We start from the raw sequence: 24,156 nt of genomic DNA, 5'->3' as shown, positions 1-24,156 counted from the left end.
CGGGCGATCAGACTACGTGGATAAAACGCGCGCTACACCACGTTCTTTTCCACAATAGGACGGTTTTCCAGCAAGCGCTGCCAACTCAACGAAGAGAGATCGAGCGACACATAGCGTCCGTTCAGAATCAGTTCGCTCACACCGCGCCCCGTCGCCGGACCTTGCTGAAGACCATGTCCGCTATAGCCATTGGCAAACACACAGTTTTCGATCTGCGGGTGATAGCCGATGATCGCGTTATGGTCGAACACGTTGTACTCGTAGTAGCCCGACCAGCAGTTCTCGACACGCAGCGCCTCGAACTCCGGTACGCGATGCGCGAGCGTCGGCCAGATGACGTCGTCGAAAAGCGCGTGGTCGACTTCGTCGAGCGGCAGATCGTCCGGATCGTTATCCGCGCCCGGCGATGTGCCGCAAATATAGGTCTTTCCTTCAGGGCGGAAGTACACGCCAGTCGGGTCGATCAGCAGCGGACAAGCTTCGAGCCGCGCCGGCGACGACACGTTGAAAATGCTGCGGCGGCGCGCGAACACCGGAATGTCGATGTCCATCATGCCGGCGATCTTGCGCGCCCACGCGCCCGCCGCATTCACCACCGTATCGCATGCATAGCGCTCGCCATTGCCGGCGATTACGTCAGTGATCTTGCGGCCCTCGCGAACCACGCCTGTTACGTCGGCCGCGACATAGCGCGCGCCGAGCGACTGAGCTTTCTTGCGAAGCGCCTGCACGAGCCCGTAGCCGTCGAACCATCCTTCGCCGCTTTCGCCGAATGCACCCGACACGAGATCTTCGACATTCAGCCACGGGAATCTCGCCTTCAGCGTTTGCCGGTCCATCAGATTGATGTCCGCGCCAAGGCTCGTCTGCAACGCGTGATTCTCGCGCAGCGTTGCATCGCCGGCGGGCGTCGCGAGAAACAGATAGCCGCCTTCATGCAGATCGATCGACGGCCTATTCCGGTCCACTTCGAGAAGCTCGCCGATATTGCGCAGAAATTCGATGCCGTACAGCGACATCTGAATCGATAGCGGCGTGGAAAACTGCTGCCGGATCGAAGCGGCCGATAACGCCGACGACGACCTCGCATAACTCGGATCGCGCTCGATCACGGTCACCGAAACCGTCGGATCGGAAGCGCGCAGGAAGTAAGCGATAGAACTACCGATAACGCCGCCGCCGACAATAACGACTTGAGAACTCAAGACTTGCTCCCGATTGCACACGGCGAGGCGATTTCAAAAAACGCCAGCCGACGCAGAGTAATCGACCTTGCCCGACAGACCCGCAAAAGCGGGGCCGGCTTAAAAAAACGGCCGTCTCGCAACGGCCGTTATATGCAAAGAAACCCGCTTAACCAATATTGAAGTCGATGCCCTGGGCAAGCGGCAGTGCCGACGAATAGTTGACCGTGTTGGTCGCGCGGCGCATATACGCCTTCCACGAGTCGGAGCCCGATTCGCGCCCGCCGCCGGTTTCCTTTTCGCCGCCGAACGCGCCGCCGATTTCCGCGCCGCTCGGTCCGATGTTCACGTTCGCAATACCGCAGTCGCTGCCCGACGCCGACAGGAATCGCTCGGCTTCGCGCAGGTCTGTAGTGAACACGCACGAAGAAAGGCCGTGCACGGCTGCGTTATTGCCGTCGATCGCGTCATTGAATTCGCTGTACTTCAGCACGTAAAGAATCGGCGCGAAGGTTTCCTTCAGTACGATCGGCGTTTGCGAAGGCATCTCGACAATGGCGGGGCGCACATAGAACGCCTTCTCGTTGCCGGCCACCGCGTGGCGCTCGCCGCCGAATACCTTGCCGCCTTCGCTCTTCGCCTGCTCCAGCGCGGCCTGCATGCGGTTGAACGACTGCTCGTCGATCAACGGTCCCATCAGCACGCCCTGCTCCAGCGGATTGCCGATCACGACTTTGCTATAGAGCGTCTTCAGTCGCTCGACGGCCTTGTCGTACACGCTTTCGTGAACGAACAGGCGGCGCAGCGACGTACAGCGCTGACCTGCCGTGCCGACCGCCGAAAAGACGATGCCGCGCAGCGCCAGTTCCAGATCGGCGGTGCCCGAGACGATGCCTGCGTTATTGCCGCCGAGTTCGAGAATCGAGCGGCCGAAGCGGCGCGCCACTTCGACGCCGACCGTGCGGCCCATTTCCGTGCTGCCCGTCGCGCTGACGATATTCGAGCGCGGGTCCGCAACCAGTTTCGCGCCGACATCGCGGCCGCCATTGACGACGCGCGTCAGGCCTTCCGGCGCATCGCCGAATTCCTTCAACGCGTCTTGCAGGATTTTGTCGACGGCAAGCGCGGTGAGCGGCGTTTTCTCGGACGGCTTCCAGATCACCGCATTGCCGCACACGAGCGCAAGCGCCGCATTCCACGACCACACGGCCGCCGGAAAATTGAACGCGGAAATGACGGTGCACACGCCCATTGGATGCCACGTTTCAGCCATGCGATGCCCCGGACGCTCGGACGCGATGGTGAGGCCGTAAAGCTGACGCGACAGGCCGACCGCGAAGTCGCAGATGTCGATCATTTCCTGCACTTCACCGAGGCCTTCCTGAAGAATCTTGCCGGTCTCGAGCGTGATGATGCTGCCGAGCGCATGCTTCTGCTCACGCAGTTTGTTGCCGAGCAGGCGCACCAACTCTCCGCGGCGCGGCGCGGGCACGCTGCGCCAGCTTGCATGAGCCTTCTGCGCGTTGGCCAGCGCGGCGTCGACGTCGGCAACCGTGTTGCTCGCGACGCGGCCGATGAGTTCGCCATTGATCGGCGAGTGAACGGCGATGTCGCCCGCTTCCGCGAGGTGGGAAATGCCGAGTTCGGAGAGAATTGTCGATGCTTTCACGATTGAGACCTCTTTGAATTTCCAATACGAAATTTTGGTACGTTCGGAAACTATACACGCCCCGGTTTTAGGCGGCAACACTAAGCGTGCGGCGTGGGTTGCGCGGCGTGCGCGGGCTGCGAGCCGTCATTTCTGATCGGAAATGGCGCCGTCTGCGGCATCGGTTCGAGCGCCTTCATGACCAACTGCGCGATATGCAGCGTTTGTCGGCCCGCTCCCTGCTCGATCTGCTCCCGACAACTAAAGCCGTTCGTCACGACAATCGCTTCAGCGGGAGCGTTGCGCACAAGCGGCAAGAGCTTGTCTTCGGCGATTTTCATCGACAGTTCGTAGTGGTCGGCACTGAAACCGAACGAGCCGGCCATGCCGCAACAGCCCGCATCGAGCAGCGTCCAGCGCACGCCCAGTTTGTCGAGCAATGCCGTGTCGCCCTTCATGCCGAAGATCGACTTCTGATGGCAATGTCCATGCACGACGACATCCGCGTCGAGCTTTGGCCATTCGAAATCAGTGCGCGCGACAAAGTCGGCGAACAGAAACGTCTGGTCCGACAACCTCTTTGCAACAGGGTCGTCGGGAAGCTGCTTGAGTAGTTCGTCCTTGAAGATGGACAGGCATCCGGGTTCGAGTCCGACTACCGGCACACCGGCTTCGATGTCGTCGGCGAGTTCATTCACGGCGCTGCGGAGCAGAGTGCGCGCTTCGTCCAGCAGCCCATAGTCGTACAACGGCCGGCCGCAGCAAAGGCGCTTGCGCGGCAATACAACGTGATAGCCGATGCGCGTCAGCACCTCGACTGCGGCCGTCGCGATCTCGGGCGAGAAGTGGTCGTTGAACGTGTCGACCCACAAAATGACCTTGCGTGAAGGCTCATTTGCCGCGGCGCTGCCGACCTTCACGCGACGCGCCTCGGTAGCGCGGAACGTGCGCGGTGCAAAGACCGGCAGATGCCGCTCGCGAGCCACGCCCGCGATCCACTTGCTGATGTACGCCAGCGGTTTCGCCGACGTCATCAAATTGGTCACGCGCGCGAAGCGGCTCGCAAGCGGCGCCCACTGACCGATGCGGCCCATGAACATCGCCTGACGCGGCCGACGATGCCGCTCGTAGTAATGCGACAGAAATTCGGCCTTGTACGAGGCCATGTCGGTATGCGTCGGACAATCGGATTTGCAGCCCTTGCACGCGAGGCAGGTGTCGAGCGCCTCTTTTACCTCGGTGCTGTTCCAGCCGTCCTCGATTACTTCGCCCTGAAGCATTTCCCAGAACAGATGCGCGCGGCCACGCGTCGAGAACTTCTCCTCGCGCGTCGCGCGAAAACTCGGGCACATCGTGCCGCCGTCGAGCGAACGGCATTTACCCATGCCGATGCAGCGTTCCACCGCGCGCTGCATACCGTCGCCCTCGCGACTCGCGAACGTGAGCTTCGTTGTCAGCGTGACCGGCTTATAAGCGGGACCCATGCGAAGGTTTTCATCGGCGCGATACGCATGAACCACCTTGCCGGGATTCATGCGATTGAGCGGGTCCCAGATCGCCTTGAATTCCTGCATCGCCTGCAAGATTTCGGGCCCATACATGATGGGCAGAAACTCGGCCTTGGCCTGGCCGTCGCCATGTTCGCCCGATAGCGAGCCGCCGAAATCGACCACCAGTTGCGCCGCCTCGCGCAGAAAGCTTCGCCATTTGCCGACGCCTTCGGCGGTACGAATATCGAACGTGATGCGCGCATGCACGCAGCCGTCGCCGAAGTGACCATACAGGCACGTCTCGTAACCGAAGCGGTCCACGAGCGCCTGAAACTTGCGCAGATAATCGCCGAGCCGCAGCGGATCGACTGCCGCATCTTCCCAGCCGACAATCGGGTCGGGCTTCGACGGATCGATCGACAAAGCGACCGCCGACGCGCCCGTCTCGCGTATCGACCAGATCTTCTGCAGCTTGTGCTTGTCTTCGACGACAAGCCCGCTGATATCCGCGCCCGCCGCGCCTGACTTGAAGTACGCAGCCGCGTCGTTCGCTTGCGTGACCGCATCGGCAACCGTGTCCGCGCCGAATTCGAGCACGACCCATGCGTCGCCGTCCGGCAACAGCGAGATTTCGTCGCGCTTCAAACCGCGCGCCTGCAAGCCGCGAATGATCGCGCGGTCGAGTCCTTCAATCGCGATCGGCGAAAAACGGTTGAAGTGCGGGACGGCATCGGCGGCGGTATAGATGTCGTTGAAACCGAGCACGAGCAGCACACGGCACGCCGGGCTATGCACGAGACGCACCTTCGCTTGCAACGTCACCGCACAGGTGCCCTCGGTGCCCACGAGCGCACGCGCGACGTTAAAGCCGTTTTCCGGCAGCAACTGATCGAGATTGAAGCCGGACACGCGGCGTCTGATTTGCGGAAACTCGCCGCGAATGCGCTCGGCGTAGCGGTCGCGCAAGTCGCGCAACTTCGCGTAGATCTCGCCCTGGCGTCCGCCTGTCGCGATGATGTCGTCCAGTTCCGCGTCGCTGGTCGGGCCGACCCAGAAGCGCGCGCCGTCATACGTCGCAATCTCCAATGCTTCGATATTCTCGACGGTCTTGCCGCCCATCACCGAGTGCGCGCCGCATGAGTTGTTCGCGATCATTCCGCCGAGCGTGCAACGGCTATGCGTGGCAGGGTCCGGCGCAAACGTGAGGCCGTGTTCCTCGGCCGCATCGCGCAGCGTGTCGCAAATCACGCCCGGTTCGACAAGCGCCTTTCTGTTTTGCGCATCGACACTGACGACGCGATTCACATACTTGCTCGTGTCGGCTACCACCGCGACGTTTATGCACTGCCCGTTTTGCGACGTGCCGCCGCCGCGCGTCAGAAACGGCACGTCGTTGCGGCGGCAGACTTCGAGTGCTGCGACGAGATCGTCCACGTCCGCGGGCACGACGACGCCCAACGGAATCTGCCGATAGTTCGACGCATCCGATGCATACAACGCTTTCGAGCCCGCGTCGAAGCGCACTTCGCCTCGCAGCGCGGCGCGCAGATCGGCCTGGACGTGTTCGAGCAGGCGCGTGCTTGCGACGAACGGTGCGGCCGGCAACGGCGCGGCGGGCTTTGATGCATTTGCGGGTGCGTCGCTCATCGCTCCCTCGACCGTTTCGTTCAGCGCATTATCCACTCTACTGCGCCGCGTTCGCGGTCATTTTGAAAATGCCTTGTGCGTTGCCGGCATCGAAACGCAGATCGGTCACCCAGCTACGCGATGCCTGATCGAACGTGCGCTTACGCGTGATGAACTCGTAGAACGAACCCGGAACATCGCGCGTGACGAGCTTGCCGCCGACGGACCTGAACTGACGCTCGACCGTATCGGCGCGATAGGCCGTCTGAAACACGCGGCCGGAGCGCGAACGCTCGACCTCCGGCTTCATCGGCCGGCCCTTGTTCTTCTCTTCGTCCGAAAGCGTGAAGACGTCTTCGACGCGATCCGTCGCGTGATTGAACGCATTGCCTTCGGTTGAAATCCATGCCATTTCCGCCGATTCGCGCAACAGCACTTCGTAGTCCGCCTCGTTCGGCACATCGTGCTGACGCGCAAACGCGCCGACAATCACCGGCAGCAGCTTGTGAGCCGCGTCCATAGGAAGCGAGCCTTCGCGCTCAAGCTCCCAAAGCTGCGAAACGGCGAGCGGCGTCAACGGATCTTTCGACGAACTCACCACATTCGTCACCGCCTGCTGGAATTCCGCGGAGAAGCGCTCGGGATGCAACTCGCTCACGAAGAACTGCGCGATTTCGTCCGGTGCATCTTCGTGCGCGTACGCGCGGCCGGTCATGCCCAGTTTGTCGAGCGGATAACGGCCATTCAGCTTGAAGCCAAGCGGCCGGAGGATGCGGGTAAACGCCGCCTCGCCTGGCGGCAATGCGCCGTTGTTCTCCCAACGCACCGTGCGCAACGCGCCGTGATCGAAGTAGACGGAACCGCCGTTCGCGATTGCCTCGGTCGTGTAAGCGCGGCCATTCGGCGAGCGCTCGAGCAGGTCTTCGAACAGCGCCATGTTCATGGCCTGGGCGAGTTCGGCGCGCGTGACCGTGCCGTCTTCCCAGTCGCTCAGTGCGGTTGGGAATGTCAGCGTCGTAAAGAGCGACTCCGTTTTTTCCGGACCCAGCAGCTTCAATAACAGGCGTTCAACGTTCGAATTGCGCATTGGTTTTTCTCTCACTACGGGCTGGCCCGACATACGTGAACCGCATTATTCAAACTGTTGCGCACCTCGTAAAGCGAGATTAAATTGTCACTTGATGACTTTTCGGAACTAACATGCGCAAGTTCAAGATTCCCAACATGAGTGCGCTGCTCGCCTTCGAAGCCGCCGCGCGGCACGAAAGCTTCACTCATGCGGCAAAGGAACTGTTTCTCACGGAGAGCGCGATCTCACGGCAGATCGCGACGCTCGAATCGAATCTCGGCGTGCGTCTTTTCGTTCGCTCGAAGCAGCGCGTGATGCTGACTCGCGCCGGACGTCTATATGGCACACAGGTGCGCCGCGCGCTGGAGAATCTGGATCGCGACACGCTGTCCATCATTGCGCACGGCAGCGGCGGCGGCTACCTCGAACTCGCGGTGCTTCCCACGTTCGCGTCGCAATGGCTGATTCCGCGAATGAAGGATTTCAACGACCGCAATCCGGACGTTCGAATCAACATGGGCATTCGCACGGACCTGTTCTCGTTCGAGGAGTCGCATTTCGAAGCCGCCATTCACTATGGCAAGCCCACGTGGCCAGGCACGTCGTCGGACTATCTGTTCGGCGAGGAAGTCGTGCCGATATGTGCGCCGTCGTTGCTTGCAAAGCGCGTCCGCAAGCCGCACGAACTGCTGAATTATCCGCTGCTGCATTCCACCACGCGCCCCGATGCCTGGTCGCGCTGGTTCGCGAATCTCGGCGTCGAAGACAACGCCACGATGCAGGGCGTGCGCTACGAACTGCATTCGATGCTGATCAGCGCGGCCGCCGCAGGGCTCGGCATCGCGCTGGTGCCCAAATTTTTCGTCGACGAACAACTGACGCAGTTGGGTCTGGTGATTCCGTTCGCGGCCACGGCGGTCGAAGAATCCGCGTACTACCTGGTCTATCCAACCGAGCTCAGTCACGGCAAACCACTGGAACTGTTCAGGACATGGTTGCTCGAGGAAGCCGCCGCGTACAACGCGCAAAGCCGCTGATGCGCGCGGACCGACTCCCTCACGATCAGCAGTTCCCCTTCTTCGCCTGTCCCGGCGGACAGAAACCATTGCCTGGACCGCCCTGAGGATGGCCTTGCGGCACGACGACAACACCCGGCGAATCGGGCACATAAAGCGCACAGCCGCTCAACAGCGCGGTGCTTGCGGCAAGCAGGTAAATGATTTTTTTCATGAGGTTCCCCGACGAAGGGCTTGCGCGACAAGCGGAAATTCAAGCACGCACGTCGGCGTTTTAAACACGGTTTTCATTGGCGATTCCTCCATCATCGTTGTTGTGCCCTGAAGGATATGGAAACTCTACGTAAAAGAGATCGGCCAATTTGAAACGGACGGTAACTTCGGCCGATTTGACATTCTTTGTCATAACGGGCGAGACTGGGACTCGCGGCTCGCATATCATGCTTTCTGAGTGAGCTAAAACGTAGCATCCGCGCTTTAGCGGCGTGGTTAATAGCCGATCGAATTGGTTATTTGCCGCATTTGGACTAAGGTTTAGTAGCTCTTGGTTACACAACAAGAACGAACGTTGCGAGGTGAGGCATGCACACGCTAATCGACCTGGAGATCGCGCATCTTGCGCGAGTCATGAGTGCATCAATGGCCGGAGATCTCGCGGGGCCCATTCTGCCGGCCGCCTACTGGCGCGAGCGGCTTCATCAACTGCTCGATTCCCAGCACCTGACCAATGCGCAATTGCGTTCTATCGACGTCCTTCTGCTCCAACTGGACGAACTTGAAGCGCAAAGCTCGAATAGCCACGCTCACGGCGTTGCAATCAGCACGAGCTAATAATCCACAATACGCCACAATAAAGCGCGCAAGTTTTCCAAAGGAATTTTGGGCGCGCGGCATTGTCCGTATCGCGGATGCCAACGCGGTGGTTCCGGCGCTTCGTTAACCCGTCGTTAACCTTTAGCCACGTTTTCACAGGAACGAACTAATGAACAAATCCCGTCTATTGCTCGTGTCGATGATGGCCGCGGGTATGCTCGCATCGCCGCTCGCGCTTGCACAGCCGCCGCATGACAAGCCCGGCCACGGCGGAGATCACGGGCAGGGATCGAAGCACGGCAACGGACCGAAGGGTCACGATAGCTACGACAGCCACGGCCATAAGCCGATGCCGCCGGGACACAATCCCGACGGTCCTGGCAACTCGGCGAACGCGCCCGGACATTGGCGCAAGGGTGATCGGCTGCCTCCCGAATACCGCGACCGTCAGTATGTTATCGACGACTGGCGCGGGTATCGGCTCGCGCCGCCGCCGCGCGGTTATTCGTGGGTCGGCATCGGCGGCGACTATCTGATGGTGCAGTTGTCCACCGGCGTCGTTCTGCGAGTCGGACCGTAAGCGGCAACATCATCCGGCCGCTGCATGCGGCCGTTCAACATCCCTTGAGCGTGGCGATGACACATCGCCCGCTCGTCACATTTCGGCGGCAGGCCCGACGCGGTTTAACGCAAACCGAAGCGTCGCAGTGACTGCTCAAACGCTCTCGCCTCGTACCTCGGCCACGCAAGCGGCTATCTTTGCGCAATTCCGTCCAGCTCCTAAAGAATCGTCGCCGCGCCGCCGTTATATCCGTCATGCATACAAGCCACGTTGGCGCGCTTGCAGCGAGCCGCTGTAACTCGTCCGATATGCAGAATTTCAACTCGCGATCCAACATGCGCGGCGCTTTACGTCAGCGCCGCGAGACGTTGTGACGACACGCGCAAGTCCACCGGCACAAGGATTAATTTCGAAAGACAACATCGACAGCAAGCCGTCATACTCTGTCTCTCCTTGGGGCGGAACATTCCGACAGCGGAATCGGAAGTTTCGCCAGACACCAGATCGATGCATGACCGCCGTCGCTTGACGGCACTCTCCGCGTAGCGCCGCACGCGGATCATGTGGAGCGTACTTGTTAAATGAGTTATAGCCCTGTCGTTCCGTTCGCTCACGACAAAGCCGCATCCGGCTCCTTCGTGGGCGGCGCGCCGGCGTTTCGCCAACTGGTTCGAATGATCGATCGCGTCGCGCCCACCGATCATCCGCTGCTGATTTTCGGCCCGACCGGTTCCGGCAAGGAACTCGTGGCACGCCGTGTTCACGCGCACAGCCAGCGCCAGGATCAACCCTTCGTCGACGTCAATTGCGGCGCGATTCCCGAGCATCTCGTCGAAGCCGAACTATTCGGGCACGTCAAAGGCGCGTTCACCGGCGCGGGCGAAAATCGCCAGGGGCTGTTGCAGCAGGTCGGCAAAGGCACGCTGCTGCTCGATGAAATCGGCGAGTTGCCGCTCGCGCTCCAACCGAAACTGCTGCGCGTGCTGGAGACGCGCACTTTCCGTCCGCTTGGATCGACGACCAACCTTCACTTCGGCGGACGCGTGGTGGCCGCAACGCATCGCGACCTGCGCGAGCTCGCACGCGAGGGACTCTTTCGCGAGGATCTGTTCTACCGGCTCGCGGTGTTCGTCCTCGCGGTGCCCGGACTGGAACAGCGCGTCGAAGACATTCCCGCGCTCGTCAACCACTTCGCTTCACAGCACACGCGCCGCCTCGAGTTTTCTCCGACCGCGCTGCGGCGTCTTTCGCAACATCCGTGGCCGGGTCATATCCGGCAATTGCGCAATCTCATCAGCCAGTTGAGCGTGCTTGCCGAAACCACGCAGATCGACGTAGATACGCTCGAGCCGTTTCTCGCCAACGAGGCGAGCGGGCCGGTGTCGCGCGCCAGTCTCGCGGACATGCTGTTGCAACTCGAAGGCCGCGACAAGCTCGGCGCCGCGGAAGATTTGCTGATCGACCGCGCGCTCGAACGCACGAGCGGCAACAAGAGCGCGGCGGCGACGTTGCTCGGCGTGGGCCGCAAGACCATCGAACGGCGTCTGAAGTCGCGCGAAGAACATCACCGCGAAGCGCGCAAATGCCTCGAACATGCGAGAGCGCTGATCGAGGAATCGAAATTCGCCGAAGCGATTCCACCGCTGCGCCGCTGCCTCGATGTGCTGCAAACGCCGAACGAACAGGGCGCCGTGCGCCGCTTGCAGTTCGACGCATATCGCCTGCTTGGGATGAGTTTGCGCAGCGTGCACGGCTGGCTGTATGCGGAAGCCACCGCGTGCTACGCCGCGGCGCTCGCGATCGGCGAAGGCGTTTGCACGCCCGCGGAAATCGCCGCGATCCAGTTCGGCATCTGGACCACGCAGTTGACCACGCTCGAACTGAAGCAGGCGCGCGCGACCGCGCAGAACATGCTGGAGCGCGCGCAAAACGGCGGCGACCGCGTCTCGCTCGACGAAGCGCACGTCGCGATGACCAACACGCTGTTCTGGCTCGGCGACAGCGAGGAAGCGCTTGCGTGTCTTGCGCGCGGCAATCTGCTCGGCGTGGGACGCAACGACGTGCGCACCGGCTCGCAAGGCATCGACCTCGCGAGTCTCGCGCTGACTTTCGAAGGACTCGCCGCGTATCAGATCGGCGCCTTCGCGCAGGCACGCCGCGCGATGGAGATGCTGATTCTGCGCGCGTCGGAGCCGGGCGTGCACGCGCTCGCTCACGTCGTCAATTTGCAGGGCGCCGCGTGGCTCGCCGCGTTGTTCGACGACGTCGAGCGGCTCGGCCGGCTCGCGAGCGAACTCGAATCGGTGTCGATCGCGTACGGCTTTGCGTTCTATCGCGGCGTCGGCCAGGTGCTGCGTGCCTGTCATCTGAGCGCGCTCGGTCAAACCGACGAAGCGGAAACGATCATGCTCGACGGCTACGATAATCACGTCGTCTGCAATGGCGGCGCGCTGTTCTATTCGTTCAAGGCGTGGCATCACGGGGAATTGCTGCTGCGCGCTGGACGTGCAAAGGAATCCGAAGCAATGCTCGCAGCCGCGATCGATGAAACGCTCGCTCGTCAGGAGCGTGTCTATCTCGGCAAGCTGCTGGTCACGCGCGCACGCGCGCAATGGGCGCTCGGCGATGTCAACGCGGCGGAACTGGGCCTGCGCACCGCGCTATCGACCGCGCTCGCGTTCGGCTCGGTGCCCGCGCGCGTGGACGCGGCGCACTACCTCGCGGATCTGCTGCGCTCGACTGATCGCGTGCCGGAAGCGATCGAGACGCTTGAGCGCGGCTTGCGTTCGTTGCCCGCGGACGCCACGCCGCGCGTCACGGGCGCGGCCAAACTGCTTGCCGAACTTCAGCAACAGAGTTCTTTCGATAACTACACTAAAGGAATCGTCAATGGCATTTGACCTACGCCGGGAAGATCTGGAGCCGCTGCTATTGGGCGCGGCTTTTTTCGGGAGTGGCGGGGGCGGCACGATCGAATCCGCGCGGCATCTGGCCGCGCATTTCGTCGCCGGCGACTACTACCCGAGCGACACAGTGAAGGTCGTGTCCGTTGAAGAAGCCACCGAGGGCGCGGCCGTCATGGTCGCGTATCTCGGCGCGCCCGAAGCGATCAATTCGGCGACCTATCCGCTGGGTCCGGTGACGGCCGTGCAGAATGTGCAGGCACGGCTTGCGTCGCAATCGACGAAACTCGCGTACGTCATGCCGCCGGAAAGCGGCGCGCTCGGCTTCACCGTGGCCGCGCTGGTGGCGGCAAAACTGGGCCTCGCGGTGATCGACGCCGACGGCGCGGGCCGCGCTGTGCCTTCTTTGCCGATGCTCACCTTCGCCGCCGCGGAGATCGACCCGCGGCCGGCGTTCCTCGTGAGCCAGGGCGGCCTGTGCGTCGAACTCGACGTGACGCCGCGCAGCGGCAATGCGGGTGCGCCGACTCATCAGCGCGACGTGTCAGCGATTGTCGAGCAGATGATGCGTCCCGTTGTCGCCGATCCGGAATTCGGGCAGTTCGGCGGACTCGCGATGTGGGTCATGAAACCGGCCGACATCGGCCGCGCGACGCCGATCCGCGGCACGCTGACACGCGCGCTCAAACTCGGGCGCGCGTTGCACGCGGGAGGAATCGGCAGTGCGCGGCAAATGACCGACTATCTCGTCGAATATTGCGGCCTTGCGGCGCGTGCCGTGTCGGAGCCGGGCGAACTGGTTTCCGCGGAAGTGGACACGAGCGGCGGCTTCGACGTCGGCAAGATCCGCATTCAGGCCGGGCAGCGTACCTACACGGTGATGTATCAGAACGAGTCGCTGCTCGTATGGGACAGCGAACGTCCGCAGCCGATCGTGCTCGCGCCCGATAGCGTCGCGTATTACGTCGGCGGGGAAGGTCAATCTGTGTTCAGCAACGGCGATCTCGTGAACGCCGATGGCTCGCTGAATCCCGCGATCGGCAAGCGTCCCGTGACGTTGATCGCATGGCGCGCCGAAGCCGAACTGCGCAAGCCCGGTCTGATTCTCGACAGCTTCATGCAGTTGCTGAACTCGCTCAACTACCTCGGCCCGTATGTGCCGCTTGAAGCACTGCAGTCGCTGCAATCCGCGCGCAACGGAGAGGCATCTTGAACTCGCCCATTCGCATCTGCGTGCTCGTGCCCGTCGCCACGTCGCAATACAACGAGCGCATCATGAAGGCCATCGCGCCGGTCGTGCCGCCGGACGTGCATGTCGAGATTCGCAACATCGCCGAAGGGCATCCCGACATCGAGAACCGCACTAACTGGCTGCAAAACGGCATGCCCGTAGTCGAGCTCGCGCAAGCCATCGCCAACGACGGCTTCGACGGCATCTGGCTGACCGACTTCGATATGTGCGGTGTCGAAGCCGCGCGTGAGGTGATCGACATTCCGATCATCGGCGGCTTTCCGGCTTCGGCGTTCACGGCGCTCGCGCTCAGCCAGCGCTTCTCGATCGTCACGATCCTGCAAAGCACGCTGGCGATGCAGCGCGCTCATCCGCAGACCTATGGCATCGAGGATACGTTCGCGTCGATTCGCGCGATCAATTGCCCGGTCGCGCAACTGGAGGATATCGACGTCGTCATCATCCGCACCTTCGAAGCCGCGCTGAAGGCGATCAAGGAGGACGGCGCGCAATCCATTCTGCTGGGCTGCACCGGTTTCGTGGACGTCGCGAGCCGCGTCTCACGAATGTTGAGCGACGAAATGGGCGGCTTCGTGCCGGTCATCGATCCGAATCAGGCGGGCTTCAGCTTCCTCGTCTCGCTGGTGCGCATGCAGTTGCGCCCGAGCCGGCTGACTTACAGCAAGGTCAGCCTGCAGTCGTAGGTCTCGCGTCTGCTTATTCCAGTTCTTTCCAGTTCGTTTCAGTTGGTCCGGCGCGGCGCTTCGTCGCCCCGCCGGATGTCCCCGCCGTGGCCGCTTTGTGGCCGCGTTCTGGCCGTTTTCGGCTTCGCTTTGCGTCCATCGCGCCCTCGCCTTTCGATCCTAACGGACGAAATCGCCGCTCCACGCCCCTTGCATGGCCACCTGGACGAAAACGTCCACTTTTAGGGCTGTACCTGGACGGGTTTGACCAGAATCATCGAGCGAATTTCGCCGATGCCCTACGCACAGCCGCATCGGCGAATGGCACGGTCATTGCTTATACAAATGCTCGTGGCCTTGAGCCCAAAGAAATGCCAACGAATTCGTCCGAAATGCAGGGCGCCTGAGAGACCAGACAAGATTGCGTCGCGCCGCCGCTAACCGAGCGATCGCCGCACATGATCGCGATGATTCGGTTAGTTATACGAACGAGTGTGATGCGCCAATTTCGCCGATAGCAAAAGGTTGTCGGCACCAGATTGAGAGAGGGCTGTGCTGTAGCAGTGACAGTGTCGAAACATCGCGAAGGCATGCTTCCACAGAGAAGCAGCTCGAGTCGCAACGCACTGAATGGCGGAAAATCTTTTGGCTATGTACCAGACGATCCGCTGCGGGGTTGGTCTGGCCGCCGTTGTCTGCGCCTACGGGAGCAGCAACGGCGGCTCGTCCTTTGCAGTAGTCGCAAAGAGCAAGCTGCACGAGCAGTCCACGCCGCGTCAGACCGTTAGCGACGCCGCGAATAGACCAAGGCTGGCCACCCACGGGGGTTCACAATGCATCACCACATTCTGGAAAACGAGCTCCTTCATCTGGAGCGCGTGATCGCATGGGCATCGCAAAAGCCTTTTCCGCCGACCTATTGGCGCGACCGCATCGAACATCTGAAGAGCTCTCCGCAGGCGCCGATGTATCACAAGCGCCTCGATCGTCTGTCGCGTCTCGTCGCTGAGCTGAGCGAATAACCCGGCCTTCAGGCAAGCGTTCTTATCAGCATGTTGCCGGCGACGAAAGGCGGCGCACTCTCACCACTCACTCCTGGCACTGCACGTCCTTGCTCGGCACGACGATCAGGATAGGATACGTGCCGTGATCGAGGTCGACGCGCGCAACCACGGCGGTCAACGAGTTGTCGATCTGGTCGTACACGCTCACCTGTTCGCGGCGAAGCGTCGTAATGCCGGTACACGCGGACGCGCGGCCTTCGTCGGAGATCCGGCATTGAATCGGATGATCGGCGAGGTAGCGATACTGATCGCGCCCGGGCGTCGCAAGGTATTCGCGCACGCTCTGCTCCGAGCCGCCGACGCCTGTCACTTTTCCGATCGCACATTGCAGCGCGCCCGTGTCGCCGCTCGCGGGCGTTTGCGCGTTAGCGGCCGCACTCGCTGCGACGGCCGTCGCAAAGGTGAATGCCAAGGTCAATGCAAAGTGGTATCTCATCGCGCATGTTCGTCTGTCGGATTGAAGTGCTGAATTGTAAAGGCGCCGCGCGCATTGCGTTGCCGGCGTGGAATTTACAAGCCGTTGTAATAACTGAGAAAGCGCGATTCGCGGACGATGTCCGCGCGCTCGGCGGACCGGTTGGCCGAGCGTCGGCATAGCCGATGCTGCGCATACGACAGCCTCACTTCAATCGCAGCACTGCAAGGAGCCACCGATGAGCGAAACACCCGCGCCCAACAAACCCGATCCCCAGCAGTCCGAAGTCAGTCGCGGTACGCCGCCTGCCCGCACGCCCGAGTCGCTCCCGGAAACGGATCTCGAGCCGGACCAGCAGCCCGTGCGCGATATACCCGGCGTGGGTACGCCCGGCAGCCAGTCGCCTGCTCCGTGAGGCCGGTCTACATGGTCTATTGGTCGGAGACCATAGACGACGGCATCGTGCCGCGCTGCGCGTCGTTTCCCGCCGATGCGATGGCGGACGCGTTGGCGTTCACCGAAACGTTGCGACGCCGTCAGTCGCGCGGCGAGTCCGTGTCTTTCGTCACGCTGTGCTCGGAGAATCCGAATTCGGTGGGACGGCCGGGCGTCGCCGATCCGCCGCCAGACTACGCGTGGAAAAAGCGCCGCGTGTGACCGAATCGGCGCGCGGCTCAGAACGTCGTGCGCAGTCCGACCATCACGCTTCGGCCGCCCTCGGGCGCAATGTCCCGGACCACCGAGCTTGCATAGCGAATGTCCTGGTTCGTCAGGTTATCGCCGCGAAGATAGGCGAGCCAGTCCGTCGCGCCGACGCGGAACTTGTAGGTGACGAGCAAGCCGAGCTTCGTATAGCTGGCTGTCGGCAGATCGTTCTCGGGTACGCGGTGCTGTCCCCATGCGTGCTGCAGTTCGGCACGCGCGCCGAACGGTCCGTAGCCGTAGTCGACGGCGAGCGTCGCACGCAACGGCGAAATGCGCGGCAGCGGCTGATCGTTGTCCATGTTGCGCGCATGCGTGTAGTCGCCGGTGAGTTCCACGTCCACCTGATGCGCGCCCTTCTGAAACACGCGCCATTTGCCGTCGAGTTCGATGCCGTAGAACTCCGCGCGAACGCCACGATAGACGGCTTCGTTCAACGCATCGTCGGTGCCGGGCGCGACGACCTGGTCGGAGTCGTCCACGAGGCGCCCTGTGTTGAACTCGGTCAGATAGTTCTTGAAGCGGCTGTAAAACACGCCGACGCTGCCCTTGTTCGGACCGCTCGCAAAACGCAGCGACAGGTCGGTCGACACGGCCTTTTCTTTCTGCGCATCCGGGTTGCCGATCAGATACTGACCGGTCGCGTCGTGCGGACCGTTTGCATACAGCTCATAGAGCGCGGGCGCGCGCTCGGTATAAGCGACATTGCCCGCCACGGACCAGACCGGCGTCAGCTTGTAGAGCGCGCCGAGCGACGCACTGATTGCGTTGAAATCCCGGTCGTGAGCGCTTGCGAACTTGTCGTTGCCGGCTGCCGTCGGCTGCTGTTTGACGTGCTCGTAACGCGCGCCCGCGCTCAGCTTGAACGCGTCGGTCACGTTCCACTCTTCGAGGCCAAAGAGCGCGACGTTGGTTGTTTGCGTCGTCGGAACGAGCGCCTCGTCGCCTAACGCGGAAAACGTGTTCTGGCTGAGCTGAACGCCGATCGCGCCTTCGAACGGACCGATCTTGCGATGACGCGCCTCGATCCGCGCCTCGTAGCCATGATTGCGGAACGTGGTGCTGGTCTCGCCGTTGTCGATCTCCTTGTGCTCGTAGTCCGTGTAGCCGAAATCGAACTTGAGCTGCGAGAACGGCCCGCGCAGATTGCGCACTTCCGACGCAAACGCGACGTGGTCCTGGTGCATGCGCAAACGCACGTCGTCTTCGGCGACCGAGCCGTAGTTCGCCTCGAAGCCGTTGTACGACAGGCCCGCGTAACCGTCGGCCCACGTATAGGCGCCGCCGAGCGCGCCGCCGTGCCAGCGGCCGTCGCTGTTGGGCAGGCTGCCGTAGGCCTCATTGGCATCGGGACCGTCGAGCGCGCGCTGGCGGTCCGAGTGCGCGAAGCCGGGAATGCGCTCCTTGCTGGTCTCGCGATCGAACGCGTCGACGTGAAACGCGAAGCGCCCGTTGCCGCCTTCGACCTGGGCCGTGCCGGCGCGCGCATCGTTTGCGCCGCCGTAGCTGGCATCGACGCCGCCCGTCAGTCCGTTGATCGGCTCGCGCGGAATGCGGTTGTCGATCGTGTTCACCACGCCGCCGATCGCGTTGCCGCCATACAGCAGCGCTGCCGGCCCGCGGACGATCTCGACGCGCTCGATCGTCAACGGCTCCTGCGGCACCGCGTGATCGTAGGACAGCGACGACGCATCCCACGCGGCCACGCCGTTTTGCAGAATGCGGATGCGGTCGCCATCCATGCCGCGGATGATGGGGCGCCCCACCATCGGTCCATATGTCGTGGTCGAGACGCCAGGCAAGCCGTTGAGCGTCTCGCCGAGCGAGTTCGTCTGGCGCCGCGTCAGCGCGTCGCCGTATAGCGCGGTGGCCGGAGCGATCAGGTCGGTTTCGCCCAACGGATTCGCGGTGACGAAGACAGGCGCCAGCGAGCCGCCAGGCGCTTGCGTCGAATTCTGCGTGGGATTGACGTTGCCGGACTGCGCATGAGCCAACGCGGCGAGGAGCCCAAAGGAAAGCGGCGACAGCCGAAGCGCGCGCACGGAAGCGCGTGGAGGTTTTTTGTTCACGGTCTTTTCGAGAATTGTCTTTTTATGTCGGCCGCGCGTTTTCATGAAATGTTATAACGTTGCACTAGAAAGACGCATTTCCGCCGGACTCACACTGGGCGACCCGACTATCGCCGATGCCGACAGGCCATCGCCCGACCGCGCCCAATGTCGTCGGAATGATATAACGTAACGTTTATTACGTAAAGTGACGAAAGCCTCGCACACGCCGAACGAGCGTCGCCGGGACCGCTCAGCGACGCCTCATCAAAACGCGGCAAACCTCACTTCACAGCACACTCAGCCCGCGACCTCGCCAGCGCAACGGCCCGCTCGCAGGCAGCCTGCCGCGCCGCATGATCGACCTCGGGCCCCAACAGCGTCTTCTCGACGACGATAGATTCGACGTCCGTCACGCCCACCGAGCGCAACCAGGCTTCCATGAACGGCCGCTGATAATCGAACGAATGCGCGGGCGTGATCGAGTCGATCGAATAGTCGAGGCCGCGCGCGTAAATCACCACCGCGTTCTTGTCTTTGAGCAGCCCGTTGAGCCCTCGCTCGTCGAAAGAAAACAGCACGTTTCGCTGCGATACGACGTCGATAAAGTGCTTCAGCTTGTAGGGAATCGAGAAATTCCAGAGCGGCACCGAGAACAGCAGCGTGTCCGCGTCGTGCAACCGCTGCGCGAGTTGGCGGATCTGCGACCACGCTTTCTGCTGGCCGTCGGTGAACGGCGTGCCGCTGAGATCGGCATATTTGGCGTCGAGGGCATCGCCGTCGAATTCCGGCAATTCGGTCGACCACAAATCGAGCACGTCGATTCGCGCGTCGCGATGAACTTCCCAGTAAGTGTCCAGATAAACGCGCGCCACTTCGAGCGACGCGGATCGCTTTTTACGCGGCGACGCTTCGACATGCAGCAGAGTCGGCATGAGATTGCTCCACACGGGTTAAGGTGCAGCCATCTCAACATAGTTCGACGCGAAATTTAAACGAAGTATAGTGAGCCGATTCAGTCGCAATCGCACTGAATCCCTGAACCGAGGAGTACGCGCCGTGTTCGATACCGTTTTGTTGCGTTCATTCGTGGCCGTCGTCAAGGAAGGCGGCTTCACGCACGCCGCCGCCCGCCTGAATCTGACGCAGTCCGCGGTGAGCGCGCACGTGCGGCGCCTCGAGAATCAGATCGGCCGCGAACTGCTCGCGCGCACCACACGCTCGGTCGCGCTCACCGCCGATGGCGAATTGCTGCTCGGCTACGCGCGCGCCATCCTCGCGCTCAATCAGGACGCGCAGGCGCAACTGTCGCGTGCGCCGAGCGAAGGCGAAGTCCGCGTCGGCCTGTCGGAAGACCTGTCCAACGTGCGGCTGATGAACGTCATGCAGGCGTTCGCCGTGCGCTACCCGCGCATCGCGTTCAGTGTGCGCGTCGGCATTCCCGCCGATCTGCTGGTCGCGATGGATCACGGCGAACTCGACGTCGTAATCGGCGGACGCTGCGACGGCGGCCGCCCAGGGCAAGTGCTGTGGCGCGAGCCGCTCGTGTGGGCGGGAGCGGAATGGTCTTCGCTGACGCACGGCGCGCCGGTGCCGCTCGCGCTGTTCCCCGAACCGTGCCCTTATCGCGAGGCCGCGCTCGCTGCGCTTGCACGCGGCGGCGTCGAGTATCGGATCGCGCTCGTGGGCTCGAGCGTCGCGGGTCTGCGTGCCGCGGCGCAGGCCGGCTTCGCGGTGACGCCGATAGTTCACACGCAACTGGTGAACGGCTTGCGCGTGATGCCGCCGGATGCCGGCTTGCCCGCGCTGCCGGATGTCGAGTTCACGATGCTCGCGTCGGGGGCTTCCTCGCCAAAGATCGCCGACGAACTCGCCGGCGCGATCGTGGAGGCGTTCGCGCACAAAGCGGAGGCGATAGAAGCGCGGCGCCCGCGGGCCGCGACGTCTGCGGCCACGATTAGCGAATAGCCAGAGCCCAAGCAAAGCGCCGAACCCTCACGTAATCGACGCCCCCAACGCAAACGCCTTCTGAAGAAAATTCGCCGTCTTCGCCGGCGCGGCCTCCATCCGCGAGGCCAGCGACAGCCGGATCGAAATGGCGTTGCCGAGCACGTCGGTATAAGCGACGCCTTCCACGCGTATCTGACAGACGGAAGCCGGCACCAGCGACACCCCGAACTCCGCAGCCACCAGATTCACCACGGACGAAAGCTGCGGCGCCTGTTGCCCGGCGATCGGCTCGAATCCCGCCTCCCGGCACGCTCCGACGATGACGTCGTGCAGCGTCGGACTCGCCTCTCGCGGCAGCATCACGAACGGGTCGTCGGCCAGAGCGGACAGCGGGATTCTGCGTTTCTTCGCGAGACGATGCGTTGCCGGCAAGACGACCTTCATCGGCTCGATGGCGATGTGATGGAACTGCACGCCCGCCGGCGACTGGCTGCCAAGGCGCACGAAGGCGACATCCACGCGGCCGTCGCCGAGATAGGCAAGCAGTTGCGCGGTGTTGCCCTCGGCAAGCGTGAGCGTGACGTTCGGATAATCCTGCCGATAAGCGCGAATCAGCTTCGAGACGACCGGGTTGAACGCAGCGGAGCCCGTAAAGCCGATATTGAATTGCCCGATTTCTCCGCGCCCCGCGCTCTGCGCCTTTTCGACCGCAAGACGCGTGTCGTGCAGGATGCGCTGCGCGTCGGCGGCGAAGGCCTCGCCCGCCTCGGTCAACACGACGCCGTGGCCGGTGCGGCGAAACAGCCGCACGCCGATTTCGTCTTCGAGCGCATGAATCTGCTGGCTGAGCGGCGGCTGGCCGATGCCCAGTCTTTCGGCCGCGCGCGTGACGTTGCGCTCCTCGGCGACCGCGAGAAAGTAGCGGATGTGACGCAGCTCCATGCGATATCTGTAAAAGCTATTTCAGTAAGACGCGATAGATATTGGACAGTATATCAGCGGTGCGACAAAATATCGCCATCGCGCAGTCCGCGTCCTATAAGTCTGTCCCGCAATACATGGGCTTTTATCTTCGACGATGAAGGCAGGACGAGCCGCTCTTCAGGGAGCGCGCGGCGGTATGCGCCGTTGTGTTTATCTAATGAAGCGAAGGGGTCTACTGTGGCTGACACATTAAAAAAACCGAGGCCGGAGTTCCGGAACATCGGTATCGGGCAGATATTGACGGCGTATCGCCTGCCTCTTGCGGGGCGCGTGTCGATTCTGCATCGGCTGAGCGGCGGCCTGCTGTTCGTCGCGTTGCCGTTCCTGCTGTACCTCTTCGACCAGAGCCTGACTTCCGAGCTGAGCTTCGAAGTCTTCAAGGGCTTTCTCTCCAATATCATCGTCAAGCTCATCACGCTGGTGCTCGCGTGGGCCTACCTGTTCCATTTCTGCGCCGGCGTTCGCCACCTGCTGATGGACACCAACCATGAAGCCGTCACCAAAGAGAAAGGCAAGCAGACCTCGATCGTGGTGTTCGTGGTGTCGTCGCTGCTGACCATCGTGTTCGCGCTCAAACTCTTCGGAGCATTCTAAACATGGCAGCCAATAACCGAATCGGCTCGAAGCGTCTGGTCGTCGGCGCCCACTACGGTCTGCGCGACTGGCTCGCGCAACGCATCACCGCCTGCGTGATGGCCCTCTACACGGTGATCCTGCTCGCGTGGTTCTTCGGCGCGCGCGACTTCTCCTATGAAGGCTGGGCGTCGATCTTCGCGACGCAATGGATGAAGCTCGCCACCTTCGTCACGCTGCTCTCGCTCTTCTATCACGCGTGGGTCGGCATCCGCGACATCTGGATGGACTATGTGAAGCCCGTGGGCGTGCGTCTGCTGCTGCAGGCGCTGACGATCGTCTGGCTGCTCGCGTGTGCGGGCTACGCCGCGCAGATTCTCTGGAGAGTGTAAAAGCATGGCTGCAATCAAGAATGCCCTGCCGCGTCGCAAGTTCGACGTGGTTATCGTCGGCGCGGGCGGCTCGGGAATGCGCGCGTCGCTGCAACTGGCGCGCGCGGGTCTGTCGGTGTGCGTGCTCTCGAAAGTGTTCCCCACGCGCTCGCATACGGTCGCCGCGCAAGGCGGCATCGGCGCGTCGCTCGGCAACATGAGCGAGGACAACTGGCACTACCACTTCTACGACACGATCAAGGGCTCCGACTGGCTCGGCGACCAGGACGCGATCGAGTTCATGTGCCGCGAAGCGCCGAACGCCGTGTACGAACTCGAACACTTCGGCATGCCGTTCGACCGTAACGCGGACGGCACGATCTACCAGCGCCCGTTCGGCGGCCACACCGCAAACTATGGCGAGAAGCCCGTGCAGCGCGCGTGCGCGGCGGCTGACCGCACCGGTCACGCGCTGCTGCATACGCTGTATCAGCAGAACGTTGCGGCCAAGACGCAGTTCTTCGTCGAATGGATGGCGCTCGATCTGATCCGCGACGCCGACGGCGACGTGCTCGGCGTGACCGCGCTCGAAATGGAAACGGGCGACGTCTATATCCTCGAAGGCAAGACGACGCTGTTCGCCGCGGGCGGCGCGGGCCGCATCTTCGCGGCATCGACGAATGCGTTCATCAATACCGGCGACGGCCTCGGCATGGCGGCGCGCTCGGGCATCGCGCTGCAGGACATGGAGTTCTGGCAGTTCCACCCGACGGGTGTGGCGGGCGCGGGCGTGCTGATCACCGAAGGCGTGCGCGGCGAAGGCGGCATTCTGCGTAACTCGGACGGCGAGCGCTTCATGGAACGCTACGCGCCGACGCTGAAGGATCTCGCGCCGCGCGACTTCGTTTCGCGCTCGATGGACCAGGAAATCAAGGAAGGCCGCGGCGTCGGTCCGAACAAGGACCACGTGCTGCTGGACCTGTCGCACATCGGCGCCGAGACGATCATGAAGCGTCTGCCGTCGATCCGCGAGATCGCGCTGAAGTTCGCCAACGTCGACTGCATCAAGGAGCCGATCCCCGTTGTGCCGACCATTCACTACCAGATGGGCGGCATTCCGACGAACATCCACGGTCAGGTGGTCGGTACGGCGCGCGGTCACGAGGAGCCGGTGAACGGCTTCTACGCGGTCGGCGAATGCTCGTGCGTGTCGGTGCACGGCGCGAACCGCCTGGGCACGAACTCGCTGCTCGACCTCGTGGTGTTTGGCCGCGCGGCGGGCAATCACATCGTCAAGCACGTGAAGGAAATCAAGGACCACAAGCCGCTGCCGGCCGATGCGGCGGACTTCGCGCTGTCGCGTCTGGCGAAGCTGGAAAGCTCGTCGTCGGGCGAGTATGCGCAGTCGGTGGCGAACGACATCCGCGGCACGATGCAGAAACATGCGGGCGTGTTCCGCACGTCGGCGCTGCTGTCCGAAGGCGTGGAGGCGATCCGCGAAGTGGCGGCGCGTGTCGAGAATATCCACCTGAAGGACAAGTCGAAGGTGTTCAACACCGCGCGCGTCGAGGCGCTGGAAGTGGCGAACCTGATCGAAGTGGCGCGCGCGACGATGGTCTCGGCCGAAGCACGCAAGGAAAGCCGCGGCGCGCATGCGCAGAACGACTTCGAGCATCGCGACGACGAAAACTGGCTGCGCCATACGTTGTGGTTCAGCGAGGGCGACCGCCTCGACTACAAGCCGGTGCACATGCAGCCGCTGACGGTTGAATCGGTGCCGCCCAAGGCGCGGACCTTCTAAGGCACACGCACAAGTCAAAGGAC

The 24,156-nt window shown here is 62.5% G+C and carries 22 protein-coding genes; 13 read left to right on the top strand and 9 right to left on the bottom strand.

Features of this window, described 5'->3' with window-relative positions; translation table 11 throughout:
• Positions 1 to 32 precede the first annotated feature (32 nt).
• The 4 genes from CUJ91_RS18675 to CUJ91_RS18660 form a co-directional block, all read right to left on the bottom strand.
• On the bottom strand, positions 33 to 1,205 hold the full coding sequence (locus CUJ91_RS18675; protein WP_114156824.1) for an NAD(P)/FAD-dependent oxidoreductase: 1,173 nt from the start codon (positions 1,203 to 1,205) through the stop codon (positions 33 to 35).
• Between the two features lie 148 nt (positions 1,206 to 1,353).
• Positions 1,354 to 2,853, bottom strand: a complete 1,500-nt coding sequence (gene amaB / locus CUJ91_RS18670; RefSeq protein ID WP_107710924.1) for an L-piperidine-6-carboxylate dehydrogenase — start codon at positions 2,851 to 2,853, stop codon at positions 1,354 to 1,356.
• 80 nt (positions 2,854 to 2,933) lie between these two features.
• Positions 2,934 to 5,969: an FAD-binding and (Fe-S)-binding domain-containing protein gene (locus tag CUJ91_RS18665; RefSeq protein ID WP_114157990.1), complete on the bottom strand. Its 3,036-nt coding sequence runs from the start codon at positions 5,967 to 5,969 to the stop codon at positions 2,934 to 2,936.
• A 37-nt stretch (positions 5,970 to 6,006) separates the two neighbouring features.
• A complete protein-coding gene (locus CUJ91_RS18660) occupies positions 6,007 to 7,035 on the bottom strand; it encodes a DUF1338 domain-containing protein (RefSeq protein WP_114156823.1) in 1,029 nt (342 codons plus the stop codon).
• A gap of 113 nt (positions 7,036 to 7,148) precedes the next feature.
• Between CUJ91_RS18660 and CUJ91_RS18655 the strand changes: the two genes are divergently transcribed.
• Positions 7,149 to 8,054 (top strand): LysR family transcriptional regulator, encoded by a 906-nt coding sequence (locus tag CUJ91_RS18655; protein ID WP_114156822.1) that lies wholly within the window; start codon positions 7,149 to 7,151, stop codon positions 8,052 to 8,054.
• 25 nt (positions 8,055 to 8,079) lie between these two features.
• Here the strand turns inward: CUJ91_RS18655 and CUJ91_RS34440 are convergent, their stop codons facing one another.
• Positions 8,080 to 8,247, bottom strand: a complete 168-nt coding sequence (locus CUJ91_RS34440) for a hypothetical protein (protein ID WP_114156821.1) — start codon at positions 8,245 to 8,247, stop codon at positions 8,080 to 8,082.
• 368 nt (positions 8,248 to 8,615) lie between these two features.
• On the opposite strand from CUJ91_RS34440, the gene CUJ91_RS18645 reads away from it, so the two are divergent.
• The 6 genes from CUJ91_RS18645 (at position 8,616) to CUJ91_RS18620 (ending at position 15,247) form a co-directional block, all read left to right on the top strand.
• Positions 8,616 to 8,864, top strand: a complete 249-nt coding sequence (locus CUJ91_RS18645; protein WP_006047687.1) for a hypothetical protein — start codon at positions 8,616 to 8,618, stop codon at positions 8,862 to 8,864.
• Positions 8,865 to 9,015: 151 nt separating this feature from the next.
• Positions 9,016 to 9,426: an RcnB family protein gene (locus tag CUJ91_RS18640; RefSeq protein ID WP_114156820.1), complete on the top strand. Its 411-nt coding sequence runs from the start codon at positions 9,016 to 9,018 to the stop codon at positions 9,424 to 9,426.
• 563 nt (positions 9,427 to 9,989) lie between these two features.
• Positions 9,990 to 12,308, top strand: a complete 2,319-nt coding sequence (locus CUJ91_RS18635; RefSeq protein WP_006047685.1) for a sigma-54-dependent transcriptional regulator — start codon at positions 9,990 to 9,992, stop codon at positions 12,306 to 12,308.
• Positions 12,298 to 13,524, top strand: a complete 1,227-nt coding sequence (locus tag CUJ91_RS18630) for a DUF917 domain-containing protein (protein WP_114156819.1) — start codon at positions 12,298 to 12,300, stop codon at positions 13,522 to 13,524. The genes CUJ91_RS18635 and CUJ91_RS18630 overlap by 11 nt, the downstream gene beginning before the upstream one ends.
• The gene (locus CUJ91_RS18625) at positions 13,521 to 14,246 is read left to right on the top strand and encodes an aspartate/glutamate racemase family protein (protein ID WP_006047683.1); all 726 of its coding nucleotides are present in this window, start codon (positions 13,521 to 13,523) and stop codon (positions 14,244 to 14,246) included. Before CUJ91_RS18630 ends, CUJ91_RS18625 begins: the two co-directional genes overlap by 4 nt.
• An 812-nt stretch (positions 14,247 to 15,058) precedes the next feature.
• The gene (locus CUJ91_RS18620) at positions 15,059 to 15,247 is read left to right on the top strand and encodes a hypothetical protein (protein WP_006047682.1); all 189 of its coding nucleotides are present in this window, start codon (positions 15,059 to 15,061) and stop codon (positions 15,245 to 15,247) included.
• 67 nt (positions 15,248 to 15,314) lie between these two features.
• On the opposite strand, the gene CUJ91_RS18615 is transcribed toward CUJ91_RS18620, so the two are convergent.
• Complete coding sequence (locus CUJ91_RS18615) at positions 15,315 to 15,725, bottom strand: hypothetical protein (protein WP_114156818.1); 411 nt, start codon at positions 15,723 to 15,725, stop codon at positions 15,315 to 15,317.
• A gap of 217 nt (positions 15,726 to 15,942) precedes the next feature.
• Between CUJ91_RS18615 and CUJ91_RS34435 the strand changes: the two genes are divergently transcribed.
• A complete protein-coding gene (locus CUJ91_RS34435; protein WP_006047680.1) occupies positions 15,943 to 16,119 on the top strand; it encodes a hypothetical protein in 177 nt (58 codons plus the stop codon).
• Positions 16,120 to 16,130: 11 nt separating this feature from the next.
• Positions 16,131 to 16,361, top strand: a complete 231-nt coding sequence (locus tag CUJ91_RS18610; protein WP_006047679.1) for a hypothetical protein — start codon at positions 16,131 to 16,133, stop codon at positions 16,359 to 16,361.
• 17 nt (positions 16,362 to 16,378) lie between these two features.
• Here CUJ91_RS18610 and CUJ91_RS18605 read toward each other — a convergent pair whose 3' ends face one another.
• Positions 16,379 to 18,475, bottom strand: a complete 2,097-nt coding sequence (locus CUJ91_RS18605) for a TonB-dependent receptor (RefSeq protein ID WP_107710918.1) — start codon at positions 18,473 to 18,475, stop codon at positions 16,379 to 16,381.
• Between the two features lie 263 nt (positions 18,476 to 18,738).
• Positions 18,739 to 19,389, bottom strand: a complete 651-nt coding sequence (locus CUJ91_RS18600; RefSeq protein WP_006047677.1) for an FMN-dependent NADH-azoreductase — start codon at positions 19,387 to 19,389, stop codon at positions 18,739 to 18,741.
• A gap of 124 nt (positions 19,390 to 19,513) precedes the next feature.
• On the opposite strand from CUJ91_RS18600, the gene CUJ91_RS18595 reads away from it, so the two are divergent.
• A complete protein-coding gene (locus CUJ91_RS18595; protein ID WP_114156817.1) occupies positions 19,514 to 20,422 on the top strand; it encodes a LysR substrate-binding domain-containing protein in 909 nt (302 codons plus the stop codon).
• 27 nt (positions 20,423 to 20,449) lie between these two features.
• Here the strand turns inward: CUJ91_RS18595 and CUJ91_RS18590 are convergent, their stop codons facing one another.
• Positions 20,450 to 21,346 carry a LysR family transcriptional regulator gene (locus CUJ91_RS18590; RefSeq protein ID WP_006047675.1) on the bottom strand — a complete coding sequence of 299 codons (897 nt, stop codon included), beginning with the start codon at positions 21,344 to 21,346 and terminating at the stop codon, positions 20,450 to 20,452.
• 219 nt (positions 21,347 to 21,565) lie between these two features.
• Here CUJ91_RS18590 and sdhC point away from each other — a divergent pair, with 219 nt between their 5' ends.
• Genes sdhC through sdhA form a run of 3 tightly spaced genes read left to right on the top strand, consistent with a single transcriptional unit; the run spans position 21,566 to position 24,133 of the window.
• Positions 21,566 to 21,982 carry a succinate dehydrogenase, cytochrome b556 subunit gene (gene sdhC / locus CUJ91_RS18585; RefSeq protein ID WP_006047674.1) on the top strand — a complete coding sequence of 139 codons (417 nt, stop codon included), beginning with the start codon at positions 21,566 to 21,568 and terminating at the stop codon, positions 21,980 to 21,982.
• A 2-nt stretch (positions 21,983 to 21,984) separates the two neighbouring features.
• Entirely contained in the window at positions 21,985 to 22,353 is a 369-nt protein-coding gene (gene sdhD / locus CUJ91_RS18580) for a succinate dehydrogenase, hydrophobic membrane anchor protein (protein ID WP_006047558.1), read from the top strand.
• Positions 22,354 to 22,357: 4 nt separating this feature from the next.
• The gene (gene sdhA / locus CUJ91_RS18575) at positions 22,358 to 24,133 is read left to right on the top strand and encodes a succinate dehydrogenase flavoprotein subunit (protein WP_114156816.1); all 1,776 of its coding nucleotides are present in this window, start codon (positions 22,358 to 22,360) and stop codon (positions 24,131 to 24,133) included.
• Positions 24,134 to 24,156: the final 23 nt, after the last annotated feature.

It is taken from the genome of Paraburkholderia graminis, from assembly GCF_003330785.1.
Taxonomy (GTDB): Bacteria; Pseudomonadota; Gammaproteobacteria; order Burkholderiales; family Burkholderiaceae; genus Paraburkholderia; species Paraburkholderia graminis.
Note: the sequence above shows the minus strand (reverse complement) of the source record. Positions and strands in the feature narration are given on the sequence as shown.

What these genes read in the sequence shown, in the direction of transcription:
- CUJ91_RS18665 (WP_114157990.1), bottom strand. Translation starts at nt 5,969, where the DNA reads ATGAGCGACGCACCCGCAAATGCATCAAAGCCCGCCGCGCCGTTGCCG.
- CUJ91_RS18660 (WP_114156823.1), bottom strand. Translation starts at nt 7,035, where the DNA reads ATGCGCAATTCGAACGTTGAACGCCTGTTATTGAAGCTGCTGGGTCCG.
- CUJ91_RS18655 (WP_114156822.1), top strand. Translation starts at nt 7,149, where the DNA reads ATGCGCAAGTTCAAGATTCCCAACATGAGTGCGCTGCTCGCCTTCGAA.
- CUJ91_RS34440 (WP_114156821.1), bottom strand. Translation starts at nt 8,247, where the DNA reads ATGAAAAAAATCATTTACCTGCTTGCCGCAAGCACCGCGCTGTTGAGC.
- CUJ91_RS18645 (WP_006047687.1), top strand. Translation starts at nt 8,616, where the DNA reads ATGCACACGCTAATCGACCTGGAGATCGCGCATCTTGCGCGAGTCATG.
- CUJ91_RS18640 (WP_114156820.1), top strand. Translation starts at nt 9,016, where the DNA reads ATGAACAAATCCCGTCTATTGCTCGTGTCGATGATGGCCGCGGGTATG.
- CUJ91_RS18635 (WP_006047685.1), top strand. Translation starts at nt 9,990, where the DNA reads ATGAGTTATAGCCCTGTCGTTCCGTTCGCTCACGACAAAGCCGCATCC.
- CUJ91_RS18630 (WP_114156819.1), top strand. Translation starts at nt 12,298, where the DNA reads ATGGCATTTGACCTACGCCGGGAAGATCTGGAGCCGCTGCTATTGGGC.
- CUJ91_RS18620 (WP_006047682.1), top strand. Translation starts at nt 15,059, where the DNA reads ATGCATCACCACATTCTGGAAAACGAGCTCCTTCATCTGGAGCGCGTG.
- CUJ91_RS18615 (WP_114156818.1), bottom strand. Translation starts at nt 15,725, where the DNA reads ATGAGATACCACTTTGCATTGACCTTGGCATTCACCTTTGCGACGGCC.
- CUJ91_RS34435 (WP_006047680.1), top strand. Translation starts at nt 15,943, where the DNA reads ATGAGCGAAACACCCGCGCCCAACAAACCCGATCCCCAGCAGTCCGAA.
- CUJ91_RS18610 (WP_006047679.1), top strand. Translation starts at nt 16,131, where the DNA reads ATGGTCTATTGGTCGGAGACCATAGACGACGGCATCGTGCCGCGCTGC.
- CUJ91_RS18600 (WP_006047677.1), bottom strand. Translation starts at nt 19,389, where the DNA reads ATGCCGACTCTGCTGCATGTCGAAGCGTCGCCGCGTAAAAAGCGATCC.
- CUJ91_RS18590 (WP_006047675.1), bottom strand. Translation starts at nt 21,346, where the DNA reads ATGGAGCTGCGTCACATCCGCTACTTTCTCGCGGTCGCCGAGGAGCGC.
- sdhD (WP_006047558.1), top strand. Translation starts at nt 21,985, where the DNA reads ATGGCAGCCAATAACCGAATCGGCTCGAAGCGTCTGGTCGTCGGCGCC.
- sdhA (WP_114156816.1), top strand. Translation starts at nt 22,358, where the DNA reads ATGGCTGCAATCAAGAATGCCCTGCCGCGTCGCAAGTTCGACGTGGTT.